This window comes from Shinella sp. GW821-FHT11G07, from assembly GCF_058808115.1.
The window spans coordinates 177,633-193,557 of record NZ_JBXARJ010000009.1; the positions used below are offsets into that span (position 1 = coordinate 177,633).

The 15,925-nt window shown below is 61.6% G+C and carries 19 protein-coding genes; 14 read left to right on the forward strand and 5 right to left on the reverse strand.

The annotated features are described in order from the left end of the window. The first annotated feature begins 95 nt into the window (after positions 1–95). The 3 genes from AC1RT2_RS18810 (at position 96) to AC1RT2_RS18820 (ending at position 1,352) form a co-directional block, all read left to right on the forward strand. Positions 96–695, forward strand: coding sequence for a PAS domain-containing protein (locus AC1RT2_RS18810; protein WP_493104583.1), 600 nt, complete (start codon positions 96–98; stop codon positions 693–695). 107 nt (positions 696–802) lie between these two features. After that, complete coding sequence (locus tag AC1RT2_RS18815; RefSeq protein ID WP_444802177.1) at positions 803–1,069, forward strand: type II toxin-antitoxin system ParD family antitoxin; 267 nt, start codon at positions 803–805, stop codon at positions 1,067–1,069. Then, complete coding sequence (locus tag AC1RT2_RS18820) at positions 1,062–1,352, forward strand: type II toxin-antitoxin system RelE/ParE family toxin (RefSeq protein ID WP_493104281.1); 291 nt, start codon at positions 1,062–1,064, stop codon at positions 1,350–1,352. Before AC1RT2_RS18815 ends, AC1RT2_RS18820 begins: the two co-directional genes overlap by 8 nt. Here the strand turns inward: AC1RT2_RS18820 and AC1RT2_RS18825 are convergent. Beyond that, on the reverse strand, positions 1,347–3,683 hold the full coding sequence (locus AC1RT2_RS18825) for a trimethylamine N-oxide demethylase (protein WP_493104586.1): 2,337 nt from the start codon (positions 3,681–3,683) through the stop codon (positions 1,347–1,349). The two genes, AC1RT2_RS18820 and AC1RT2_RS18825, sit on opposite strands and share 6 nt — an antisense overlap. Positions 3,684–4,009: 326 nt before the next feature. On the opposite strand from AC1RT2_RS18825, the gene AC1RT2_RS18830 reads away from it, so the two are divergent. After that, complete coding sequence (locus AC1RT2_RS18830) at positions 4,010–5,794, forward strand: trimethylamine N-oxide permease (RefSeq protein ID WP_493104283.1); 1,785 nt, start codon at positions 4,010–4,012, stop codon at positions 5,792–5,794. A gap of 751 nt (positions 5,795–6,545) precedes the next feature. Here the strand turns inward: AC1RT2_RS18830 and AC1RT2_RS18835 are convergent. Both AC1RT2_RS18835 and AC1RT2_RS18840 read right to left on the reverse strand, forming a co-directional pair. Further along, positions 6,546–6,878: a YciI family protein gene (locus AC1RT2_RS18835; RefSeq protein ID WP_493104285.1), complete on the reverse strand. Its 333-nt coding sequence runs from the start codon at positions 6,876–6,878 to the stop codon at positions 6,546–6,548. Between the two features lie 188 nt (positions 6,879–7,066). Next, positions 7,067–7,372, reverse strand: a complete 306-nt coding sequence (locus AC1RT2_RS18840) for a hypothetical protein (RefSeq protein WP_493104287.1) — start codon at positions 7,370–7,372, stop codon at positions 7,067–7,069. A gap of 339 nt (positions 7,373–7,711) precedes the next feature. Here AC1RT2_RS18840 and AC1RT2_RS18845 point away from each other — a divergent pair, with 339 nt between their 5' ends. The 10 genes from AC1RT2_RS18845 (at position 7,712) to AC1RT2_RS18890 (ending at position 14,577) form a co-directional block, all read left to right on the forward strand. Continuing rightward, a complete protein-coding gene (locus tag AC1RT2_RS18845; RefSeq protein ID WP_493104289.1) occupies positions 7,712–8,005 on the forward strand; it encodes a DUF1330 domain-containing protein in 294 nt (97 codons plus the stop codon). Positions 8,006–8,124: 119 nt separating this feature from the next. Then, complete coding sequence (locus tag AC1RT2_RS18850) at positions 8,125–9,042, forward strand: LysR family transcriptional regulator (protein WP_493104291.1); 918 nt, start codon at positions 8,125–8,127, stop codon at positions 9,040–9,042. A gap of 161 nt (positions 9,043–9,203) precedes the next feature. Then, entirely contained in the window at positions 9,204–9,563 is a 360-nt protein-coding gene (locus AC1RT2_RS18855) for a putative quinol monooxygenase (protein WP_493104293.1), read from the forward strand. 138 nt (positions 9,564–9,701) lie between these two features. Beyond that, positions 9,702–10,538 carry an oxidoreductase gene (locus tag AC1RT2_RS18860; RefSeq protein ID WP_493104295.1) on the forward strand — a complete coding sequence of 279 codons (837 nt, stop codon included), beginning with the start codon at positions 9,702–9,704 and terminating at the stop codon, positions 10,536–10,538. A gap of 59 nt (positions 10,539–10,597) precedes the next feature. Beyond that, positions 10,598–10,894 (forward strand): putative quinol monooxygenase, encoded by a 297-nt coding sequence (locus AC1RT2_RS18865; RefSeq protein ID WP_493104297.1) that lies wholly within the window; start codon positions 10,598–10,600, stop codon positions 10,892–10,894. A gap of 31 nt (positions 10,895–10,925) precedes the next feature. Next, positions 10,926–11,657, forward strand: a complete 732-nt coding sequence (locus tag AC1RT2_RS18870; protein WP_493104300.1) for an SDR family oxidoreductase — start codon at positions 10,926–10,928, stop codon at positions 11,655–11,657. A 66-nt stretch (positions 11,658–11,723) separates the two neighbouring features. Continuing rightward, complete coding sequence (locus AC1RT2_RS18875; protein WP_493104589.1) at positions 11,724–12,023, forward strand: Atu4866 domain-containing protein; 300 nt, start codon at positions 11,724–11,726, stop codon at positions 12,021–12,023. Positions 12,024–12,114: 91 nt separating this feature from the next. Continuing rightward, positions 12,115–13,044: a helix-turn-helix domain-containing protein gene (locus AC1RT2_RS18880; protein ID WP_493104302.1), complete on the forward strand. Its 930-nt coding sequence runs from the start codon at positions 12,115–12,117 to the stop codon at positions 13,042–13,044. Between the two features lie 158 nt (positions 13,045–13,202). Further along, a complete protein-coding gene (locus tag AC1RT2_RS18885) occupies positions 13,203–13,952 on the forward strand; it encodes an SDR family oxidoreductase (protein ID WP_493104304.1) in 750 nt (249 codons plus the stop codon). 73 nt (positions 13,953–14,025) lie between these two features. After that, a complete protein-coding gene (locus AC1RT2_RS18890; protein WP_493104306.1) occupies positions 14,026–14,577 on the forward strand; it encodes a flavin reductase family protein in 552 nt (183 codons plus the stop codon). Positions 14,578–14,590: 13 nt separating this feature from the next. On the opposite strand, the gene AC1RT2_RS18895 is transcribed toward AC1RT2_RS18890, so the two are convergent. Together AC1RT2_RS18895 and AC1RT2_RS18900 are read right to left on the reverse strand one after the other, a co-directional pair. Then, a complete protein-coding gene (locus AC1RT2_RS18895) occupies positions 14,591–14,860 on the reverse strand; it encodes a hypothetical protein (RefSeq protein ID WP_493104308.1) in 270 nt (89 codons plus the stop codon). Positions 14,861–14,883: 23 nt separating this feature from the next. Beyond that, on the reverse strand, positions 14,884–15,837 hold the full coding sequence (locus AC1RT2_RS18900; RefSeq protein ID WP_493104310.1) for a zinc-binding dehydrogenase: 954 nt from the start codon (positions 15,835–15,837) through the stop codon (positions 14,884–14,886). Between the last annotated feature and the right edge of the window lie 88 nt (positions 15,838–15,925).

Genomic DNA, 15,925 nt, shown 5'->3' on the forward strand with positions numbered 1-15,925 from the left:
GTTCGACGACGACAAAGCCGAAGGCCTTTTTGGTCTTCGGCTCGTGGTTTAAAATGACGAAGTTTCATTCGCCCTCCAGCAACCGCCAGGTTCCCATGGATTTTCTGAGCAGCGTTCTCGGTCGCATGAATGGTTTTCTGTACCGGTGCCGGGCGGATGAACATTACACGATGCTGGAGATGACCGACGGCATCCAGCGGATCTTTGGCTATCCGACCGACGAGATCGTCGGCAACCGTGTGCGCGCCTTTACTTCCATCATGTGCGAGGATGACGTACCGGCCATGGACGCGGCGGTCGGCAAGGCGCTGGAAAACCACACCGACTGGACGCTCGAATACCGCATCCGCCACAACAAGGGTCACTATCTCTGGGTTACCGAAACCGGCGGCGGCGTCTGGGGCACCAACGGCGAGTTGCTCTATCTCGAAGGCAGCATCGTCAACATCGAATCCTTCTACCAACGCATCGACGAGCAGACCGCCGACATGCGCGCCACTGCCTCGCGCACTGCCGAAATCCTGCACTCTTTGCGCTCGCTGAAACTGCTCGCCGTCAATGCCGGCATCGAGGCAGCGCGCGCCGGCACGGCCGGTGCCGGCTTCGCCGTGCTCGCCTCGGAAATGCGTGCCCTTGCCAATGATTCCGAGGCGGTCGCAAGGCAGATTGCGACAACGCAGAGCAAATCGGGCTGAAGGCCGTCTGCTCCTGAGAGCAACGTTTCGACGTACTGCGTGGCTCACAATAAGCGTTTTTGTGATTTGTTCTTATCCATGATAGGATGCCCCAAAGGAGTATCTGCATGGCGACCATGACCATATCCCTGCCCGATCCCATGAAAGAATGGATCGAAGCCCAGATCAGCAAGGGCGAGTACGCGAGTACCAGCGATTATGTGCGCGATCTCGTGCGCCGCGATCGTTCCCGCAGAGATCAGGAATTGACCATCGACGACTTGCGCCAGATCGTTCTGGAATCCCGGTCGAGCGGACCCGGCAAACAAAGCGTCGACGAGATTTTCGAAAATGCAGAGCGCCTTGCCAGAGCAAGGGGCGTCGTGCGTGACTAGCTACACGCTGACAGAGCGTGCCGAAGATGACTTGCTCGCCCTGTTTCTCGATGGCATCGAGATGTTCGGTCTCACCCAGGCCCGTCGTTACAAGGGTGAATTGGTACGCTGTTTTCAGTTGATAGCGTCGCGTCCACAGATGGGCAGGCTCATCCCATCGATCGGCGAGCGTGTGCGGCGGCACACGCATCAGAGCCACATCATTCTCTACGAGGAGGCGACAGATACCGTCCTCATCCTCGCAGTCGTTCCCGCAAGGAGCGTCCGTCTTCTGAAGCTATGACCGCGGCTTGAGCTTCTGCGGATCGTAGTGCGCAAACGGCACGATTTTCGCCGGTAGCCGCTTCTGCTGGCCGTCCAGCTTGCCGATCTCGACGTCGGTGCCGATTTCCGAATGCAGGGCGTCCATCCGTGCCAGCGCGATCGTCTTCTTCAGGATTGGCGAACGCGTCGAACTGGTAACCACGCCCACCTGCGCCCGGCCGATATGCACCGTGTCGCCGTGGCCGACGGCGTCGTTGGCGTCGATATCGAGACCGACCAGTTTGTAGCGCGGGTTCTCCTTGCGCTTGATCAGCGCCTCGCGGCCGATGAAATCTTCGGTCTTCGACTTCAGCGGCACGGTAAAGCCGATGCCGGCTTCGAACGGATCGGTCTGGTCGGAGAAATCATAATGGGCGAACACCAGACCGGCTTCGATGCGCACCATGTCGAGCGCTTCCAGGCCCATCGGCTTCAGCCCGTGCTTCTGGCCGGCCTCCCAGACAGCATCGAACACGGCAAGGGCATCCTTCGGATGACAGAAGATCTCGTAGCCGAGTTCGCCCGTATAGCCGGTGCGCGAAACGACGACCGGTGCGCCTTCGAAATGACCGATGCGGCCGACAGCCAAGCGGAACCATTCGAGTTCGCCAATCGACGGCTGCGCCGGTGCGGTCCAGATGATCTCCTTGATGATGTCCCTGCTCTTCGGTCCCTGGACGGCGAGGTTGTGCATCTGGTCGGTGGAGGAGCGCACCCAGGCCTTGTAGCCCATCTTCTCCGCCTGCTCGCGCAGCCAGATGCCGCTGACGTCATCGCCGCCGATCCAGCGGAAATTGTTCTGGCCGAGCCGGAACACAGTGCCGTCGTCGATCATGCCGCCGTTCTCGTAGCACATGGCCGTGTAGACCACTTGGCCCGGCGAGAGCTTGCGGATATCGCGTGTGACGCAATATTGCAGCAGCGCCTCGGCGTCCGGCCCCGTTACCTCGAATTTGCGCAGTGGCGACAGGTCCATCACCACGGCGTTTTCGCGGCAGGCCCAGTATTCCTCGATCGCCCCTTCATTGTTGAAGCGGTTCGGCAACCAATAGCCGCGATATTCCACATGATTGCGGGTCAGACCTGAGAGGCGGGGATGGAAGGCGGTTTCCTGGGTCATTTCGGGCTCTGCATCGGGGGTCATTCGGATGGCGACGGCGCGCGAGAATTTTTCTTTGTCCGAATAGGTGCGGACATGGATATCGGTCGGGTCCCAACCGTTCGCCGCATCGATATCGTCCGGGCAGGACGACGAGACGCAGACGAGATCAGTCAACGCCCGCATCAGCACATAATCGCCCGGCCGCGACCAGGGCTCGTCGAGATAGAGCTGGTTATGATGATCGACATTGGTGTTGTAGAAGTAGTTGAGCGCTTCCCAGCCCTTGCGCGGCGCAATGCCGTAGGGCGCCAGCGCGTGGTTGAAATTATCCGTGCAGTTGACATGCCCCGGATAACCCATGTCGTCGTAGTAGCGCGAGTTGCAGGCAGTGGCGAAGGCATCATGACGCCCGACCGTATCCTGCACGATCTCCACCAGCGGCTCGAAATCCCGGTCGAACGCCTTCGATGGCAGCCCCGGCATCGGGTAGCTGCGCCCGAGAAGCGTGCGCGTCACCGTCGCATCGAGCGCCAGATCCAGTCCCTTGTCGACCTTGCGGGCCGAAAAGGCCTGGAAATCCGTACATTGCCGGCCTGAAACGTCGATGACCTGAATGAACTCACCGGCCCGCACGAAATAGGCCGAAGCCCGCGCCGCCTGAATGCGCAGATCCTGTATCGGATCGGCCATCGGCTCCGGCAGCATGTCCTCGTAAGTACGTTCGATTGTGGAGCGGGCGATCCGCAGTTCCAGCGCGGTCGCGGTGTTCTGTGCTTCCGCGTCCATCGGCGGCGCCGGGGCCGCGACGATCAGCAGGCCGTCCAGCCCGATCGTTAACTCGGCCGAGGCACCTGGCGAGGAGCTTTCCCCAAACAGCACCAGCGCCTGAGCGCCCGCAGGGTCGATATTGCGCCGTTTCAATGCGGCGAGCGTCCGTCGTGCGCTGTCTTCGTCCCGCCCGAGAATTTCCTGAAGACCATCAGCGGATCGCGAAAACGCGACGCCGAGCCCCGCCGCATTGAACCGGCCGCCGGCATCGACGAAGCTCACTTCACAGAGTTGTCCGCCTTCGACATCCTTGATGACGACCCGGTCGCCGGCTGTGACCTTGACCACCGTCGTGCCACGTCCCTTGACGCGATAGCGCTCGACGCCGGCCGGCAGCGCCGGCATGCCCGGCCGCAGTATGGTGCTGGGCCGCGGCGGCATCAGGGTGCCTGCAAATCGTCCGGACGTGTCCATCTCAGCTCCCACCCAATGCACGGTCGTTTCGATGCCCTGAAAGGGCCGCTTTATGCACCGGCAATATGGCAAAACTATCCTACGGGAGGCCCCGAAAAGTAAAGAGAGACTTGACCCAGAAGAAAAAAAATTCACTATGAGAATAAGTTGCGGTCGCGAAATTGCAAACGGGAACAGGTGGTGACACTGCGAAAACGCAGGCGCCATCCAGCGGAAAAACCGCAGCGAGAACCATCAGATTGGGAATGCGCGCAAACGCGCTTCACGGCAAAAACTGGTCGAGGAGACTGTTTATGGCATCTATCGTTGAGACCGAGGGATCGGCAACCTCGGGCACGGGGTTGATTCGTGCGCTGGACTGGAAAGGGGCATTCTGGGTCGCCGCCGGCGTGCCCCCGCTCGTGCTGTTTTCCATCGGCGGCATTGCAGGCACGACGGGCAAGCTCGCCTTCGTGGTCTGGATCATTTCCATGGTGATGGGCTTCCTGCAATCCTTCACCTACGCCGAAATCGCCGGCATGTTCGGCAACAAATCGGGTGGCGCCTCGATCTATGGCGCCACTGCCTGGTTGCGCTATTCGAAATTCATCGCGCCGCTCTCGGTGTGGTGCAACTGGTTCGCCTGGTCGCCGGTTCTGTCGCTCGGCTGCGCCATCGCGGCGGGCTATATCCTCAATGCGCTGTTCCCCATTCCCGGCGCCACGTCCCCGGCCGTCATGGAATGGGTCACTGCCAATATGGCAACGCTGACGGCGGAAAGCCCGCGCGTCGTCGAATGGCTTGCCGTCAATGCCGGCAAGACATCGCAAGACGCCATCTCCGCCCTGCTGTCGACCGATGCCGTTGCGGCCCTGACACCGGCGATCCGCAACTGGTCGCTGCTCACCTTCGACATTCCGTTCCTTGCCACGGCAAACCTCAACGCCACCTTCGTCATCGGCGGCATCCTGATGCTGGTCATCTTCGCGATCCAGCATCGCGGCATCCAGGGAACGGCGAACGTCCAGAAATGGCTCGCGCTTATCGTCCTGCTGCCGCTCCTGGTCATCGGCCTGTACCCGATCTTCTCCGGCCAGATCGACAGCGCCAACGTCACCAACCTCGTTCCGCCGACAGCCGGTTATTCCGGGATCGACGGTGTGTGGAGCAATGGCGGCTGGACGCTATTCCTCGGCGGCCTCTATATCGCCGCCTGGTCGACCTATGGCTTTGAAACCGCCGTCTGCTACACCCGCGAACTGAAGAACCCCAAAACCGATACGTTCAAGGCGATCTTCTATTCCGGCCTTCTCTGCTGCCTGTTCTTCTTCCTCATTCCCTTTACCTTCCAGGGCGTTCTCGGCCATGCGGGCATGCTTGCCCCTGGCATCGTCGATGGCACGGGCGTCGCGGAAGCGCTGGCCAGCCTCGTCCATGGCGGCCAGATCGTCACCCAGATCCTCGTTCTCCTGATGATCATGGCGCTGTTCCTCGCCATCATGACCGCAATGGCCGGCTCGTCGCGTACCCTCTATCAGGGCTCGAAGGACGGCTGGCTTCCGAAGTACCTCGACCACGTCAACGAACATGGCGCGCCGACCCGCGCTATGTGGACCGACTTCGCCTTCAATCTCATCCTGCTCGCCATCGCCTCCGACGTGGCCGGCTACTTCTTCGTGCTGGCCGTCTCCAATGTCGGCTACATCATCTTCAACTTCCTCAACCTCAATGCCGGCTGGATCCACCGCATGGATTCCGGCCATATCCCGCGCCCGTGGAAAGCACCGACCTGGCTGATCGGCCTCAACACCGTTCTCGCCTTCGTCAACGCGCTGTTCCTCGGCGCTGGTGCAAAGGTCTGGGGTTACTCCAACGCGCTCTGGGTCGGCTTCATCTTTGCCGCCCTTATCCTGCCGGTCTTCGCCTATCGCCACTATGTGCGTGACGGTGGAAAATTCCCGGTCGGCGCCATGGAAGACCTCGGTCTCGTCGGCCAGGATCTGGGCATCAAGAAAGCCGGCATCCTGCCCTATGCAGCGCTCGCCGCCGGCCTCGCCGTCGTCCTCGCCGCCAACGCCTACTTCCAGCTCCCGGCCTAGCCGGGTAGCTATCAAACAAAATGGAGCCGCGCATCGAAAGATTGCGCGGTTTCGTCTGTTTTCTACGCCTCGCGATGGAGCTGCGCTGGGGAAGCGACGTTCCCGGACGGAACAAGGGCAGCTTTGAACCGTATATCAAGATTTTGGCCACCCGGACGGTTCACCCCTCCTGGAGTTTGTCAGGGAAAAATGGAAGCCGGTGTTCCCGAAAAGACAAACGAAATAAAGGAATCCAGAGCCCATCCTACTCAAACTGAGCCGGCTGGTCCCCAGGAGAAAGGCCAATGACGCCTTACTCTCCGGCAGCGTCGAATGCGGCGCTCGGCTCAAAGCCAAGAAGCCGTTGCTTGAGCGCTCCTCTGGCCGTCTTGATGACGATGTAGAGTGGCGGTTCGCTTTTGGTCGATATCCAAATAGAGCTGCTGGACATCGGCCGCGAAGGTGCTGAACACACCGGCAAGTCCTATTGTGGAGTAGCGCTTACTGCCTGCAAGGCCACCCCATGATATGAGACGTCTCGCTGGAGCGTCCTGCTTTGAGAGCAGCACCGCGCGTGACAGTGACTCCGATTCTCAGTCCGCGGCAATCCTTGGATGCGATTTCATGGTGGGGAATGTGAAAGAGGTTGGCGATCTGGTCGCGGGTGGACGGGAAACGCTGGAGATGTCGGGCTCATCGGAAGCTCTACATGATCCGTTCTCACCGCAGGGTCGGTTGATGGGAGCTTTCCCTGAACACGTTGCGGCTCGGATCAGACTGTTTCTTTCAATGGCCAAACTTCAACGACGCCATGTGCAACTGCACAGGGCACGACCGAAACCTTTTTGATAGCTTCGCCCAAGTCGGCTGCCTCGATGATGGCGAAACCGGCGATTGGCAAGGCGGACGACATGAACGGTCCATCGCGGGTTTCCACGCCAACGGCCTCTGGATTGCGAACCTGAACCGGTGTGCCGGCGATCCCTATCACAGCGCCCTCGGATCTTAATTTATCGTCCTGGGCATGCGCGGCGTCTCTGACGGACTGGGCCGTGCGGTTGTAGTCGGCCGCGTCGCCATATCCGATTGTGATAAACTTGGGCATTGTCGCGTCTCCTTTCAGCGGTTTTGGGCTGCAGCCTCGGCGACAACGGTGCCACAAGCGAGGAAGCGAACCACAGCTTTGCTGATCGGCGATCTGCCATCATTTTGCCGGGCGCTGTTTTTCTAGCGGTTGCACCGATCTAATTGGTCGCCAGAATCGATGACTTGCCACACAGCGGAGCGGGTTCGTCAGATACCTGACCCATCGAGTTGCTGGGTGTCTTGGCCTTGCCAGGGCGACGGCGTGGAGGCGCGGCTTAGATTGGCCGAGGGCATCGGCATCCAGCACTTCAGCTCCGGCTCGGCATATTCAATGATGCAGCCAGGTGCGGAATCGGAGGCGCGCCAGCCTTCTGCGCCGAACCGATCGCCATTCGACCAATAGGCGACATCGACTTCTGCCGGCCCTTGTTCGGACGAACGAACTGTGACGAGGATCCGGCTACCGTCTCTCGGCGCGCTTGCAATGTGGCGCCACCGGTCTGGCTCGTCCATTGTTGTTCCTCCCGCCTTGTTACGGGTTGAAGTATCGCCTCGCCATCGAAAGGGGTCAATTCAAACTTTGCATCCTCTTTCGTGTCGCTCGCCTCGCCCCTCCAGAGAATGAAGCACAACCTGTTTCACAGGCGAACATATCATCGGCCTGTCGAAGGAGCATGAGGGCGGGCACCCCGGTCTCGGAGGCTTCCTCGCCTTGCATCGACCGCTAATGCGCAAAATCCCGACGACTACCGCAAGCCCGCGGGAGAGCCGCGTCGGCATTGGAGCTAGGTTCGATCCTGTCAATGTTGCCCAACTGAATTCCGGGATGGGCCATTCAAACAGGAGCTTGTCATGCCAGCCTATCTCGTTGTCGATCTCGACATTCACGATCATGATGCGATCGCCGACTATCGTTCCAAGGCGCTGCCGCTTGTCGCCAAGGCCGGCGGTCGGCTCGTTGCTCTGGATGATGCGCCCCTGCGACTCGAGGGCTGGGAGGCGAGCAATATGCTGATCATCCAGTTCCCGAGCATGCAGGCGATCCAGGATCTGTTCGCCTCGTCGGATTATGCTCCCCTGGCCAGGCAGAGACAGGCCGCGGCGGGATCGCGGATTGTTGCCCTGCGCGGTTTCGAGCCCGGTTGACGGAAAAACACGGCGGGCAGGCAGTGAAAATGTCGCGCTGAGTTAAAAATCGGCGTGAAAGCGGCGAGATTGTTTGGTATCGATAAACAATGCCGCCGTTCATTTCCTGCGAGGAAACGATGACGCCGACCGTCCAAGGAAGCGAATTCGCGCAATTGCGAACCTTCGTCACTGTTGCTGAACTCTTGAGCTTCAGCCGCGCGGCGGAGCGGCTCGGCATCACGCCGTCGTCGCTCAGCCAGACGATCCGCACGCTGGAGGAGCGGCTGGGCATCCGTCTGCTCAATCGCACGACGCGCAGTGTCGCTCTCACCCCGGCCGGCGAAGCCCTGCTGTTGCGCCTTCGCCCGGCGATGGATGAAATCAGCGCGGCGCTCGACAGCGCCGTACGTTTCCGCGACACGCCGGCCGGCACGGTGCGTGTGCATGCCGCGCGTGCGGCGGCGCAGGCCTTCATCACGCCGATGCTCGGCGCTTTCAGCCGATCCTATCCCGAGATCACGGTCGATGTGACCGTCGACGATGCGGTGGTCGATATCGTCGCCGGCGGATGGGACGTCGCCATCCGTCCAGGCGAGGTGATCGAGCGGGACATGATCGCGGTCGAGGTTGGCGGCGCCCTTTGCCAGCGCCCGGTGGCGACGCCCGGTTACGTTGCACAACACGGCCTGCCGGAAACGCCGGAAGACCTGTTGAACCACACGTGTCTTCTCTGGCGCTGGTCGGGCCAGAGCCTTCCCTATGCCTGGGAGTTCCACCGGGACGGCGGCTGGTTCGAGCTCGTCGTGAAGGGGCCGATCATTACGAATGATCGGAGCATGGTTCTCTCGGCGTGCCTGGATGGTGCGGGCATCGCCTTTGCGACGAACCGGGAAACCGATCACCTGATCGCGAACGGGCGGCTCGTCACGATGCTCGATGCCTATTGCGAAGCCTATCCGGGATTTTTCCTCTGCTATCCCAAGCAAAGACAGATGGCGCCCGCCTTGCGTGCCTTCATCGACGCGGTGCGAGGTGCTGCACGGCAGGAGCAGTAGGGTGCACCTTCTCTCAGCGAGAGAAGTCGCCGGATTATACGCTCTCGGCTAACAAAGAACGGTGGAATTCCGTCGATTATCCTTTGCTGCCGCGTCACCCATACTCCCGTCCATCAGCAAACAACGACGACGATTTCGTCGAAAGAGATCGGGAGCGTGTCATGGAAAACCTCACGAACATTACGATCCTGCGTGCCCGTCCTGGGTTGTCGGAGGCCCTGGGGCGCGCGCTCGAAAGGCTTGTCGAACCGTGCCGCGCGGCAGCGGGCTGCCTTCAGTTCCGCGTGCACCGTTCGCAGGACGAGGCCGGTGTCTGGTGCATCTACGAGACGTGGCGCTCACGGGCGGATCTGCGGGATAATCTCTGCCACGCGCGCATGGACGGATATTACAGCCTCCTGCGCCATCTTGCCGAACCGGAACTCGACCTCCTGACCTTCTCGGAAGCCTCATCCCCTGCACCAGCCGCCAATGTCGCTGGCGGCACAAGCTGGTCCAGTTCTTCGCTTGTTCCAGCTTGAAAGGGAAGGGCATTGTGTTCCTCCAGCTAACAAGCCCTGTTGAAAGGCGTTGGATTATAAGCCGCGCCATCCCGGCCTAATCTTCCTTCCAGAGCCGGCGAACCAGTCAAGGACATCGCCGCACGGAAGGAGACGGTCATGGCAAAGCGGGTCTGGTTCATTACCGGCATATCGAGGGGGCTCGGATATGCCCTTGCGCAGGCAGCCCTTGAGCGCGGCGATCCGGTCATCGGCACGACGCGCAGCGGTGCCGCGCCGGAGGGGCTTGAAGCGCAGGGCCTGCATGTGCTGCCGCTGGACATGGGCGATGCGGCATCGATCGATCAGGCGCTGGCGTCGGCCTTTGCGCTGCATGGCCGGATCGATGTTCTGGTCAACAATGCGGGATATGGTCTTCTCGGCCCGGTCGAAGCGGCCGATGATCGTGAGGTGCGCGACATTTTCGCGGTCAACCTCTTCACTCCACTCGCCATCATTCGCCGCGCGCTTCCCAGAATGCGCGGGCAGGGGCGGGGGCACATCGTCAACGTCGCGTCGATCGCCGGCATCGCGCCGGCGCCGGGTTCCGGGATCTATGCTGGAACGAAGGCAGCGTTGTCGGCGATCTCCTATGCGCTCGCCCAGGAACTGGCGCCGTTCGGGCTGTGGGTGACGGTTGTCGAACCCGGCTCGTTGCGCACCGACTTCCTGTCGGACCGGTCTGTCCTGCGCAGCGGCGCGACCATCGATGACTATGTCGCCACCAGCGGCCGGGCGGTCGATGGTCTCCTCAGCAAGGACGGCAGGCAGGCCGGCGATCCCCAGCGGGCAGCGCTGGCCATTCTCGCGGCTGTCGATGCGGAGGAGCCGCCGCTTGATCTGCTGCTCGGCAGCGATGCGCTGCAGCGCGCCCGCACCCGCCTCGATCGCTTCGATGACGATGTCCGGCAATGGGAGGACGTCAGCCGCAGCACCGATTTTCCGCAAATGGCCTAGCGCGCCTGCCCAGATCGAATCCAACCCCGCTACCAAGCTTCCCAAAAAGGAGACACGCAATGTCGAACTTCACAAACCTCGTGTTCATTCGCGCCCAAAGCGGTCGTTCAGCGGACCTTGGCGAGGCCCTTCTGGCCCTCGTCGCTCCCTCCCGCGAGGAAGAGGCCTGCCTGTCCTACGATGTGCATCGGTCGAACGACGATCCCGACTTGTGGATGGTCTACGAAAACTGGCGTTCCGCCGGTGATCTCGAAGGGCACTTCGCGCTTGCGCACATGCAGGCCTTCATCGCTCGCATCCCCGATCTGGTCGAGGGTGATCTCGACCTCAACAACTTCACCCGGCTCTCTGCTTGAACCAACCAACTCAAAACGAAGGATCATTTCCATGAGCAACATCACAAACAAGATCGTTCTCGTCACGGGCGCCAGCAGCGGCATCGGCGAGGCAGTGGCGCGCGCCCTTGCCAAGGCCGGCGCGACGGTCGTGCTCGGCGCACGACGCACCGACCGTCTTGAAACCTTGGCCGCAGAAATTACCGCTGCCGGCGGCAAGGTCCTTTACCGGAGTCTCGACGTTACCTCCCGGCAGGACGTCCAGGCCTTCGCCGATGCAGCGCTCGATGCCTTTGGACGCATCGACGTCATCATCAACAATGCCGGCGTCATGCCGCTGTCGCCGCTGGCGTCGCTGAAGGTGGACGAATGGGACCGCATGGTCGACGTCAACATCAAGGGCGTGCTCTACGGCATCGCCGCCGTGCTGCCGGCGATGAACCGGCAGGGCGCCGGGCAGGTCATCAATGTGTCCTCCGTCGGTGGCCTCACCGTTTCGCCGACCGCCGCCGTCTATTGCGCCACCAAATATGCGGTGCGGGCGATTTCCGACGGGCTGCGGCAGGAGAACGACCGGATCCGGGTGACCTGCGTCTATCCGGGCGTCGTGGAATCGGAACTGGCCAACACCATCACCGATGCCACCGCGGCCGAAGCCATGGTCGCCAATCGCCGGATCGCGTTGAAGCCGGAGGCCATTGCGGAGGCGATCGCCCATGTCATCGGCCAGCCGGCGGATGTCGATACCAGCGAAATCGTCATCCGGCCGACCGCCAGCATGTGAGCGGAGGCCGGGATGTCGAATCATTTTAGACTTGCAACGATGGGGCTTGCCGCAATGCTGTTGTGCATGGCTCCCGCCCAGGAAGGATATTCCCAGATGAACGCAACCGCCCCCGACCAGAACCACCCCTATGTCGGCATGTGGATCACCGAGGATGGCCGCATTCGCCACAACCTTCTGCCGAACGGCCGCTATGACGAGGCGCGCGGCCGTCGGGAGAGCGCCTACCAGGGTCGATATGAGGTTCGCGGCAACCACATCGACTATTGGGATGATACAGGCTTCACCGCCGATGGCGACTTCATCGGCGGGGTACTCCATCACGCCGGCATGATTCTCTATCGTGGCGGGAAGATGCCGGAATAGGCGGGACAGGCCAGACATTCCGTTTTCGTGGCGCTGGATATGTTTGTTTCCAGCGCCACATTGGCATGAGGCCACCGATCGGGAGATGACCATGGCCCTGGACGAACCATCCGTCAGTCTGCCCATTCCCGAACGGACCTCTCCGATCGGGCTCGAAAATTACATCAGTGGAAGCACGCTGATCAGCGGCGACGGACCAGCCTGGAAGGACGTTTTCGTGCAGGTGCTCTCCCGCAACCGCGTTCAGCACCCGTTCCTGGTGCCCGCCGTTGCGGAGCCGCTCATCGTCTGGATCATGTCCGGCAGCGCCGTGGTGGAAGAGCGGGACCTTCGCGGCGAATGGACGGCAAACCGCGTCGAGGTTGGCGATTTCTTCCTGACATGCTCGCCGGTACCTTACGAAATGCGATGGCAGGCCGAGGGTGAAAAACCCTTTCGGGTGATGCATCTCTATGTTTCCGTGCCGCTGTTCGAGAGGGTGGCCGAGGCGATGCACGGCAAGGCCGGCGCCAACGTGACATTACAGGATGTATCCGGCGGCCGTGACGGGACGCTGTCGTACATCCTGGGTCTTCTCCATGAAGAGCTGGCGGCAGACGGCGGCGGCAACCCACTTTATGTCGAAGGGCTGGCGCAGAGCCTGGCCGTCCATCTGATCCGCCACTATGCGACTGCCGACACGGAGATGCGCGCACAAAACGCCCTGCCCGGCGCAAAGCTCCGGCGGGCGATCGCCTTCATGGAAGACCGGCTGGAAGAGCCTTTCGACCTTGCCCGCTTGGCGCAGGCGGTGGGCATCAGCGAATTTCATTTCAGCCGGCTGTTCAAGAAGGCGACGGGCCTTCCCCCCTCGCACTATTTCATCCGCCAGCGGGTGGCCAAGGCCCAGCAGCTTTTGCAGGAAACCGATGCCAGCATCATCGAGATCGGCCTGACCGTCGGCTATTCCAGCCCTAGCCATTTCGCCCAGATCTTTCGACGTGAAACGGGTCTCTCGCCGAGCGACTATCGCAGAGAGTAGGGTCGTCCGGCCCTGCCGACCACGAATAGAGCAAGATCCCGACAGTCACGGCAAGGCGCCGGGAGAGAGGAAAGCTCGGGTTTACTAGAGTTCTCCTTGTCGAACGCGAATGCCTCTCCGCTTCCGGAGCGGGTTCGCAAGCAACAAGGAGACAGATCATGACGAACATCAACGGAAAAGTCGCGCTGATCACCGGCGCCTCGAGCGGCATCGGCGCCGCAACGGCCCTGGCCTTGGCTGCCGCCGGCGTGAAGGTCGGTATTGCCGCCCGGCGCACCGATCGGCTGGAAGCGCTGAAGGCTGACATCACGGCAAAGGGCGGCGAAGCCCTGGTCATCGATATGGACGTGGTCGACCCGGCCTCGGTCGAGGCTGGCGTCAAAAAACTGGTTGATGCCTATGGTACGATCGACATTCTTTTCAACAATGCCGGCCTGATGCCGCTTTCCGACATCGACCAGTTCAAGACCTCCGAATGGCTTCGCATGGTCGACGTCAACCTGAAGGGTCTGCTGAACACCACTGCAGCCGTGCTGCCGCAGATGATCAGGCAGCATTCCGGTCATATCTTCAACACGTCGTCGATCGCCGGTCGCAAGGTCTTCAAGGGACTGTCGGTCTACTGCGCGACGAAGCATGCCGTGACCGCCTTCTCCGACGGCCTGCGCATGGAGGTCGGCCAGAAGCACAATATCCGCGTCACCTGCATCCAGCCGGGTGCGGTCGCGACCGAGCTCTATGACCAGATCACGGATCCCGGCTATCGCCAGCAGATGGATGATCTCGCAAAGCAGATGACCTTCCTGCAAGGCGCCGACGTTGCCGAGACCATCCTGTTTGCCGCCCAGGCGCCGGCTCATGTCAACGTGGCCGAGCTCTTCGTCCTGCCGGTCGAACAGGGCTGGTAAGCTGCCATCTCGCATCGTGAACCATCGGCCTTCCCGTCCACGACGGGGAGGCCGAGCATCAAGGAGTTTCCCCATGAAGGAAGTACCGGCCTCTGAGGCCTATCGCCAGCTCGAGCCAGGCCCGATCGTGCTGGTCACGACCCGCCACAACGGCAAGCCCAACATCATGACGATGGGCTTCCACATGATGATCCAGCACGCGCCACCGTTGATCGGCTGCATCATCGGCCCCTGGGATCACAGCCACCGCGCGCTTCGGGCAACCGGTGAATGCGTTATCGCCATCCCGACCATCGATCTTGCGGAGACGGTCGTCGATATCGGCAACTGCTCGGGTGACACGGTCGACAAGTTCGAGCGCTTCGGCCTGACGCAGCAGCCGGCCCGCACGGTGGCCGCACCGCTGATCAAGGAGTGCCTCGTCAACATCGAATGCAGGGTTGCCGATACCAGCCTCGTCGAGGCTTACAACCTCTTCATCCTTGAGGCCGAGCAGCTGTGGATCGACCCGGTCCGTAAGGAACGGCGAACCTTGCACCATCGCGGCGATGGCAGCTTTTGCGCCGATGGTGATGTGCTCGATCTCCGCGAACGCATGGTGAAATGGCGCCACCTTTCGCGGTGACGCCATCGGCTCGTCAGCAGTCGCCGAGCATCGAGGCTTGCCGGCAATGGGCGGCGGCGTAACCCGACCCGGGATCGGCGAGAGCACTAACCGTTGCTGGTGCCTCCGCCTTGGCATCACTGGTCCATCGATCAAAGTTGGTGACGAGGACGAACAGCAGGACAACGACCACGGCAAGGGCTTCCACCAGGGACGGGCGGGGGCGTCGGCGCGGACGGCAGGTGATAGTGTCGCTCTTTGCGACATCCCAGAAAACGGGATGCAGATTGTCACAATCGGACATGACGGTTCCTTTGGGGAAGAGGTTCAGGGAACTAGAACCATCGGACCGTTGTTGCGGCGTTCGAGAATGTCGGCATGCGCCTGCTGTGCCTCGGAAAGCGGATACTTCCGGGCGGTGACCGCGCCGAACACGCCGGTCCGCCAGGCTGCGAACACCGCATCCGCGGCGACCTGCAGATTGTCTTTCGTCACATGCTGGGCGGTGCTGCCGCGCACCAGGCGGATGCCGCGCCGGCTGAGGTCAGCTTCGTCGATGGCGGCACCACCGGAGGCCGCTCCGATCACGGCGATCGTTCCGCCATCGCGGATCGCCTTGAGCGTGGTGGCGAAGGTCGTTGCTCCGACCAGTTCGTAAACGATGTCGACGCCGTTGGGGGCGAGCCTGCGGATATGGTCATCAAGCCCGGTAGTGTCATAGGCGAAGGCGTGATCGACGACCTCCCGCAAGGCCGGCAGCTTGTGGCGGGAACCGGTTCCGATCACCGTGAAGCCGCGCGCCCGCAGCCAGCGGGCGAGCAGATTGCCCACGCCACCCGTCGCGCCCTGTACGAGGACGATATCCGAGCCGCTTGGCTTCGCCATGGCGTTGATAGCCATCCAGGCGGTCAGGCCTTTTGTGAGAAGGGTTGCGGCCGTCTCGGTCGATACGTCATCCGGCAGCCTGACGAGGACGTCCTCGTTCACGACACGGGATGTGGCGTAACTGCCGGGTGCGAAGAAATAGGCAACCCGGTCGCCGACGGCAAAACGGCTGACTCCCTTGCCGATCGCTTCGACGATGCCGGCGCCCTCGACCCCAGCTACGGCCGGCAGGCCGACTTTGAACGTGCCGTCCCGAAACATGGTGTCGACGAAGTTCACGCCGATGGCGTCCTGCTTTATCAGCACCTCGCCGGCGCCGGGTGCGTGGGTATTTTCCTGTTCGACGTGCAGGACGGACGGGCCGCCCCATTGGCTGTATTTGACGACGTACGTCATGGCTTTCTCCATTGGGCAGGCAAGGCCTGCCTCCTGATTGGTTTTGATTGGGGAGTGCCGCAGGGAATTTGCACCTGCCGGCATTTTG

What these genes read in the sequence shown, in the direction of transcription:
- AC1RT2_RS18810 (WP_493104583.1), top strand. Translation starts at nt 96, where the DNA reads ATGGATTTTCTGAGCAGCGTTCTCGGTCGCATGAATGGTTTTCTGTAC.
- AC1RT2_RS18815 (WP_444802177.1), top strand. Translation starts at nt 803, where the DNA reads ATGGCGACCATGACCATATCCCTGCCCGATCCCATGAAAGAATGGATC.
- AC1RT2_RS18825 (WP_493104586.1), bottom strand. Translation starts at nt 3,683, where the DNA reads ATGCCGCCGCGGCCCAGCACCATACTGCGGCCGGGCATGCCGGCGCTG.
- AC1RT2_RS18830 (WP_493104283.1), top strand. Translation starts at nt 4,010, where the DNA reads ATGGCATCTATCGTTGAGACCGAGGGATCGGCAACCTCGGGCACGGGG.
- AC1RT2_RS18835 (WP_493104285.1), bottom strand. Translation starts at nt 6,878, where the DNA reads ATGCCCAAGTTTATCACAATCGGATATGGCGACGCGGCCGACTACAAC.
- AC1RT2_RS18840 (WP_493104287.1), bottom strand. Translation starts at nt 7,372, where the DNA reads ATGGACGAGCCAGACCGGTGGCGCCACATTGCAAGCGCGCCGAGAGAC.
- AC1RT2_RS18845 (WP_493104289.1), top strand. Translation starts at nt 7,712, where the DNA reads ATGCCAGCCTATCTCGTTGTCGATCTCGACATTCACGATCATGATGCG.
- AC1RT2_RS18850 (WP_493104291.1), top strand. Translation starts at nt 8,125, where the DNA reads ATGACGCCGACCGTCCAAGGAAGCGAATTCGCGCAATTGCGAACCTTC.
- AC1RT2_RS18855 (WP_493104293.1), top strand. Translation starts at nt 9,204, where the DNA reads ATGGAAAACCTCACGAACATTACGATCCTGCGTGCCCGTCCTGGGTTG.
- AC1RT2_RS18860 (WP_493104295.1), top strand. Translation starts at nt 9,702, where the DNA reads ATGGCAAAGCGGGTCTGGTTCATTACCGGCATATCGAGGGGGCTCGGA.
- AC1RT2_RS18865 (WP_493104297.1), top strand. Translation starts at nt 10,598, where the DNA reads ATGTCGAACTTCACAAACCTCGTGTTCATTCGCGCCCAAAGCGGTCGT.
- AC1RT2_RS18870 (WP_493104300.1), top strand. Translation starts at nt 10,926, where the DNA reads ATGAGCAACATCACAAACAAGATCGTTCTCGTCACGGGCGCCAGCAGC.
- AC1RT2_RS18875 (WP_493104589.1), top strand. Translation starts at nt 11,724, where the DNA reads ATGGCTCCCGCCCAGGAAGGATATTCCCAGATGAACGCAACCGCCCCC.
- AC1RT2_RS18880 (WP_493104302.1), top strand. Translation starts at nt 12,115, where the DNA reads ATGGCCCTGGACGAACCATCCGTCAGTCTGCCCATTCCCGAACGGACC.
- AC1RT2_RS18885 (WP_493104304.1), top strand. Translation starts at nt 13,203, where the DNA reads ATGACGAACATCAACGGAAAAGTCGCGCTGATCACCGGCGCCTCGAGC.
- AC1RT2_RS18890 (WP_493104306.1), top strand. Translation starts at nt 14,026, where the DNA reads ATGAAGGAAGTACCGGCCTCTGAGGCCTATCGCCAGCTCGAGCCAGGC.
- AC1RT2_RS18895 (WP_493104308.1), bottom strand. Translation starts at nt 14,860, where the DNA reads ATGTCCGATTGTGACAATCTGCATCCCGTTTTCTGGGATGTCGCAAAG.
- AC1RT2_RS18900 (WP_493104310.1), bottom strand. Translation starts at nt 15,837, where the DNA reads ATGACGTACGTCGTCAAATACAGCCAATGGGGCGGCCCGTCCGTCCTG.